This window comes from Limosilactobacillus sp., from assembly GCF_041859915.1.
Taxonomy (GTDB): domain Bacteria; phylum Bacillota; class Bacilli; order Lactobacillales; family Lactobacillaceae; genus Limosilactobacillus.
The window spans coordinates 1-6,259 of the sequence record NZ_JBFLGB010000085.1; the positions used below are offsets into that span (position 1 = coordinate 1).

At 47.8% G+C, this 6,259-nt stretch carries 5 protein-coding genes; 1 reads left to right on the forward strand and 4 read right to left on the reverse strand.

Annotation, left to right across the window (positions count from 1 at the left end; genetic code table 11):
• From tkt to ACEYV4_RS08905, 4 genes are all read right to left on the reverse strand, one after another.
• The coding region (gene tkt / locus ACEYV4_RS08890) for a transketolase (RefSeq protein ID WP_373842937.1) at window positions 1-1,647 on the reverse strand (1,647 nt) is incomplete at its 3' end.
• A gap of 94 nt (window positions 1,648-1,741) precedes the next feature.
• Window positions 1,742-3,106 carry a PTS ascorbate transporter subunit IIC gene (locus ACEYV4_RS08895; protein WP_373842938.1) on the reverse strand — a complete coding sequence of 455 codons (1,365 nt, stop codon included), beginning with the start codon at window positions 3,104-3,106 and terminating at the stop codon, window positions 1,742-1,744.
• A 93-nt stretch (window positions 3,107-3,199) separates the two neighbouring features.
• The gene (locus ACEYV4_RS08900; RefSeq protein ID WP_373842939.1) at window positions 3,200-3,496 is read right to left on the reverse strand and encodes a PTS sugar transporter subunit IIB; all 297 of its coding nucleotides are present in this window, start codon (window positions 3,494-3,496) and stop codon (window positions 3,200-3,202) included.
• 12 nt (window positions 3,497-3,508) lie between these two features.
• A complete protein-coding gene (locus ACEYV4_RS08905) occupies window positions 3,509-3,949 on the reverse strand; it encodes a PTS sugar transporter subunit IIA (protein ID WP_373842940.1) in 441 nt (146 codons plus the stop codon).
• Between the two features lie 147 nt (window positions 3,950-4,096).
• Between ACEYV4_RS08905 and ACEYV4_RS08910 the strand changes: the two genes are divergently transcribed.
• Window positions 4,097-6,145 carry a BglG family transcription antiterminator gene (locus ACEYV4_RS08910; RefSeq protein WP_373842941.1) on the forward strand — a complete coding sequence of 683 codons (2,049 nt, stop codon included), beginning with the start codon at window positions 4,097-4,099 and terminating at the stop codon, window positions 6,143-6,145.
• Window positions 6,146-6,259 lie beyond the last annotated feature (114 nt).

Sequence of the window (6,259 nt, forward strand, 5' to 3'; positions counted from 1 at the left end):
GCCGGCAGCAATCAGGATACCATCAGGAGTATCCTTCTTAGAATCTGAAACCACATAGCCACCCTTTTCAACTGGGGCGTCAACCGTTTCCTTCAAGACCGGTAGCTTTTGCCGCGTCAATACCAGCATCGTTGGCCGGTCAGTTGTCTGGCCGATAACCTTCCATGCGCCCACCGTTTCGTTAGCATCGGCAGGACGGATAACATTCAGGTTTGGCATTGCCCGGAAACTCGTCAGTTGTTCAATTGGTTCGTGGGTTGGACCATCTTCACCAACGGCGATTGAGTCGTGAGAACCAATGAAGACTGATGGCAGGTTCATAATCGCAGCCAGACGGACAGCAGCGCGCAGGTAGTCAGTGAAGACGAAGAAGGTTGAACCAAAGGCGCGGTTGCCACCGTGTAAGTTCATCCCGTTAACGGCAGTGGCCATCCCAAATTCACGAACCCCAAAGAAGACGTTCCGCCCAGCTGGGTTGTCCTTAGTAAAGTTCCCATCATCGGCCAGGTAAGTCTTGTTTGATGAGGCCAGGTCAGCAGCACCGCCCCAGAATTCAGGGTTGTCCTTGGCAATTTCTTGCAGAATTTCTTGGCTGGCAACCCGGGTAGCAATGGAGTCACCCGGCTTGTATGAAGTCGTCAGGTCGTCCACCTTCAGGGTCTTGCTAGTCAGCTGCGCAGCTTGTTCAGGGTACTTGCTACTGTATTCCTTGAACAGCTTCTGCCATGCATCGTAGGCCGGTTGCTTGTCAGCCACAGCATCATCGAAGAACTGGTGAATTTCATCAGTAAATTCGAATGGGGCCAACTTCCAGTCAAAGAAGTCACGCATCTTAGCAACATTTTCTTCGCCAAGAGCAGAACCGTGAACCTTGTTAGTCCCGGCATCTGGTGAACCATAACCGATAGTCGTCTTAATTTCAATCATCGACGGCTTGTCGGTCTTTTGCGCGGCATGGATGGCATCAACAATTGCGTCGACATCGGTGTTACCGTCAGCTACCCGGAAGTAATCCCAACCAGCAGCTTCAACCCGTTGCTTAACGTTTTCGTCGGTACTCAAGCTCAATGGACCGTCAAGTGAAACATCGTTGGAGTCGTACAGCACAATCAGCTTAGATAAGCCCTTGTCCCCGGCCAGGTTAATTGATTCTTCACTCAAACCTTCCATCAGGTCACCATCACCGATGATCGTGTAGGTGTAGTGATCAATAACTGGGAAGTTTGGCTTGTTGTAAACGGCAGCCAGGTGCTTTTCGGCCATGGCCATTCCGACAGACATTGCCAGCCCTTGTGACAGTGGACCAGTCGTGGCATCAACACCAGCAGTGTGACCATATTCTGGGTGACCAGGAGTCTTGGAACCCAACTGACGGAAGTTCTTCACATCATCAATCGTCAAACCAAAGTTGTTGAAGTACAGCAGACTGTAAAGCAGTGAAGAACCATGCCCTGCAGACAGAACGAAACGGTCGCGGTTCAGCCAGCTAGCATCTTGTGGGTTAAAGTTCATGACCTTTTCCCAGAGGCCGTATGCCATTGGCGCAGCGTCAATTGCTACACCAGGGTGGCCACTGTTAGCCTTTTGAATCATGTCAGTGCTCAAGAAACGGAGTGCATCTACAGCTTGCATTTCTTTTTTATCCATTATTTCAAACCTCCATTTACGCTAAAAGAATAACTACCGTGCCAATAATTTAACTGGTATCAGTAGTTATTCTTCGTACATTAATTATGACTTATTACTTGTTTTCGGCATTAGCCTTTGGTGACTTCATGAACATGCTTACCAAGATCACGATGACAGTAAAGGCAATGATGCTGCAAGTAAGAACAGTACCACCCATGCGGCCAAGGTTACCAAGGATAATCCCTGGAATCAGGTAGTCCGTATCAGCGAAGGTCGAAGCAGCCATCTTCAGGTTCCCCAGAACTGGCAGGATGTAAAGCGGCAACCAACTGATCAACAGACTGTTAACGATGGCACCGAGGATCGCACCACGACGACCACCCTTTGAGTTACCGTAGATAGCAGCAGCGGCACCACAGAAGAAGTGACCAACAACACCTGGGATGATAACAACAGTGTGCATTGCAACCATGATGAACATGCTAATAGTACCAACAAGGAAGCTGACAATGAAACCAAGCAGAACAGCGTTTGGTGCGAATGGGAAGATGATCGGAACGTCCAGCGCTGGCTTGGAGTTTGGAACAATCTTCTGAGCAATCCCTTGGAAGGCTGGAACAATTTCAGCAAGGATCATCCGAACACCTTGCAGAACAACCGCGAAACCAGCGGCGAAAGTACCAGCTTGAACAAAAGCAAAGATAATGTAGTTAGTGCCCTTGCTCAGCTTAGTTTCAACGAAGTGAGGACCAGCAATGATAGCCAGAATGATGTAAACAATCCCCATCACGATGGTGATTGAAACAGTAGAGTCACGCAGGAAACCGAGTGACTTAGGGAATTCGATGTCTTCAGTACTGTGCTTCTTGTCACCGAACCATTGACCAACTAAACCAGAAATAGCGTAACCAATGTTACCAGTGTGACCCATGGCAACGTTGTCACCGTGAGTGATTTCACGCATAAATGGTTGACAGAAGGCCGGCGTAACAGTCAGTAAAGTACCTTCGAACAAACCACCCAGGAGGATAGTTTGCCAACCACTACCCATGCCGGCACTGATCAAGATAACAGCTGCCAGACAGGAAACATAAAGCATAGCCTGACCAGTCAGGAAGATGTACTTGAACTTAGTAAAACGTGCCAACAGAACGTTGACAATCATACCAACCAGCATGATCAGGGCAGTAACTGAACCGTACTTAACCAGTGCAATGGCAACTACGGCTTCGTTACTTGGAACAACCCCTTGAACACCAAGTGCAAACTTGAACATCTTAGCAAATGGTGTCAAAGCGTTACTCAAAATAGTTGCACCACCAGTCAGGATCAGGAACCCGGCAAAGGTCTTGATAGTCCCTTGGATGGTTTCGGTTGCACTCTTCCGTTGAAGGAGCAACCCAATCAACGCAATCAGACCAACCAGCAATGCTGGAGTGGTTGCGATACTTTCAAATAGATTCAGTATCCCATTCATATGTAAGTAACCTCCAAATAGTAACTTAAGAAGCGGATCTTTTAACGAAAAATAATTGCAAAATAAAGAGATTAAAATAATCCCTTCTTAAGATTAATCGTGAGCAATACCTTCCTTGTCCAGGACGGCGTTAACCTTTTCCTTCAACTCGTTTGGGTCAACCAGACTGTTCAAAACAATGACCTTGTCTTGTGGCAGGCTGCCCGCAGAAGTCTTCAGGGTTGGGTCCAAGAAGAAGTAGTCAGCTTGGTCCGGCGTTGCACTACCCACGTCAGAGTGTTCAACTTGAATATCTTCCTTCACGTTTTCTTGCTTCAGAAGATTTTGAATGTTCATTTGAACCATAAAACTGCTACCTAAACCAGATTGACATAAAGCTTCAAACTTCATTGTAATTTCCTCCTAATCTTTCAAGATAGCTAAAACATCATCAACAGAAGTTGCGGCCAGCAACTTTTTAGTACGATCAGCATCCATCAATACAGTTGACAGTTCCTGAATCACCTTCAAGTGACTGTTGCTGTCAGTGGCTGCCAAAACAAACCACAACTTAACCGGATGTTCGTCGCTGACCAAGTTAACTGGCTGGTTCGTCTTCATCAGGGACAAACCAATTCGCTTCACGCTGGGACGCGGACGCGAATGTGCCAGCGCAATGTTAGGACCAATATTGATGTAGGGGCCCTTATCCTTGACAACGTCAATCATTGCTTCAACATAGTCGTCACCAACCGTCCCGTTGTCGACCAACGGTTTGGCTGCCTTCCGAATCGCATCTTCCCAGCTCAAGTCGTCACCATCGACAACCTGAACTGTTTGTTGAGTCAACAAATCCAGTGCCAAGTAATCACCTCATTTCTCTTAATCAATTCTCAGTGTCTACATAGTAAAGCACTTCACATTCTCCAACAAGTGCAATGGTGATACTTGTCTATGTGCAAAAAATGAACTATCATTTAATCACAATAATCGACAACGGCGGTGATGATAATGGATTTTACGCATATCAAACATGGTGAAACACTGATCAATGAACTACTCACAAGTGGCTCATCAGTCCCTCTTTCAACACTCATTGAGTGCCTTGCCATTTCCCGGCGAAGTGTCTTTTATACGATTAACCGGGTCAATGAGGAGCTGGCAGCCAACCACTTAGATGAAATCGAAAATATTCGTGGTGTCGGCTACCGGCTCCCGTCAACTACTAGGAAGGCTATCCTGGAGGCCCAACCCACCAAGGTGATGGCTACTAGCTACCATGAACTCTTCGCCGGCCAATTTCACTTTGGTTCGCTAGAGGCGGCAGACCGGTTAATGCTGACTTTCTTCTGCTTGCTGTCACGACCGGCAACCTCCCTCACCGAACAAATGACCATCTTTCGCGTTAGCAAGAATACGGTGATTAAGGACAACCACCTCATTAGTCAACACCTTCCCGCTGGTCTAACTATTAAGAATTCGCGAAAAGGGAAATACGTGGCCGGTGACGAGGCGTTGAAACGGCGGTGGGTCTTTGAAAACTTTCGTCAACTCAGTGAACTGATTCAACCACAGTTTGCAGGTAACGATTCCGCTAATTTCCGTCAGCAATTAAAGCTGCTCGAACGTATTACTGGTAACGCCTTTACCAATGACTCGATGACTTTGCTGGTCAATTTTGCACACTGGTTAATTGAACGGCAGGTCAACCATCATCTGCCAGCCCGGCACTTATCCGCAAACGACTACTCGTTAACGTTGACCTGGGCAGATAGCTTGTTAAACGACCTGCACATTGATTCAACCGCCGAAGCGACTTTCCTGGCCGAAATTGTTAATACCCAGGCCTTCCAACACGTCAGCCAGGACAACCCAATGATTCCATTGTTGCGGCCAATCGCTAGTCAAATGATCCGGCGCTTCAACGAAATCGCGGCCGTCAATTTACCAACCTCTGATCAGAGTCTGAACAAAAAGTTGACGGTCCACCTGGTTTCTACCTATTACCGCGTCAAGTACCACATCAATTACCGGAATCTGCTGGTCAACCAGATCAAGAATTCTTACCGGGAAACCTTTGAACTGGTGAAGCAGGCTGTCCAGCCGTTTAACAACTTTACCGGCGAAACACTGTCCGATGATGAAGTCGCCCTAATCACCGTTTACTTCAGCGGCGCATTGCGTAATACCGAGATTCAACCCAAGGAAAAGCCAAGTGTGCTCGTAATCTGTTCCAGCGGAATTGGCACCTCGGAGTTGCTCATCGCGCAACTACGCAGCCGCTATCCCAGTGTCCACTTTGTGGGGCCGTACAATACCTTCCAGTTTGAAAACATTCGCTACCAATCGATCCGCCTAGTGCTCAGTACGATTGCCCTGCCCACAATGCCTGAACAAATCCCAGTGATGACGGTGCCCGTCATTCCTGGTGAGGCTGATTGGCAACAAATTGGTGCCCGTCTGCATGCGGCTCACCTAATTGCCAACCAGCACCAGTCGATTCAACTCCCGACCCTCATGGATATCATTGCTACCCACACCAAGATCGTGGATCCAGAAGGATTGGAAAACGACCTTAAGTCCTACCTAAACAACCAAAGTACCCACACTGTTAGTCCAACCGCTGGCAGTCAAACGACCGTCGCCTTTGTCAAGCACCCGGTTAACTGGCAAGAAGCGCTCCGCTTTGCTATGAGTCAGCTTGTCGCCAGCAACGTCATTACGGAACAATATGTCCACAAGATTATTGAACTAACTAAAACTCATGGTGATTACATGGCCATCTGCAAGGGAGTTTTTTTGGCACACGCTACTCCTAGTGCTGGCGTTAACGAATTAGGTTTTAGCTACACCCTTTTCCAGCACCCCTTCCGCGTGGACCACTCTGAAAAAAAGATCAGTTTGGTGGTGGGCCTGGCCCCCGTTGACCAGCGCCAACACCTAACCATCTTGGGCCGCCTACTGCGTTGTCTTCAGGACGACCAGTGGTTAACCAAGCTGCACCAAGTGAGTGACCGTGACGAACTCGTCAAAATCCTGGCGGACGGGCAATTGGTTTAACCTTAACCACCGTGAATAAAGGAGTCACTGCTTCTTTCTTGGAAATTTAAATGGCTCTACACTAAATCCTGTTGATAGATTGCCTAAGTGGTAATCTGTTAACAGGATTTTTTG

Coding starts and splice junctions, on each gene's coding strand:
- ACEYV4_RS08895 (WP_373842938.1), bottom strand. CDS start 3,106: ATGAATGGGATACTGAATCTATTTGAAAGTATCGCAACCACTCCAGCA.
- ACEYV4_RS08900 (WP_373842939.1), bottom strand. CDS start 3,496: ATGAAGTTTGAAGCTTTATGTCAATCTGGTTTAGGTAGCAGTTTTATG.
- ACEYV4_RS08910 (WP_373842941.1), top strand. CDS start 4,097: ATGGATTTTACGCATATCAAACATGGTGAAACACTGATCAATGAACTA.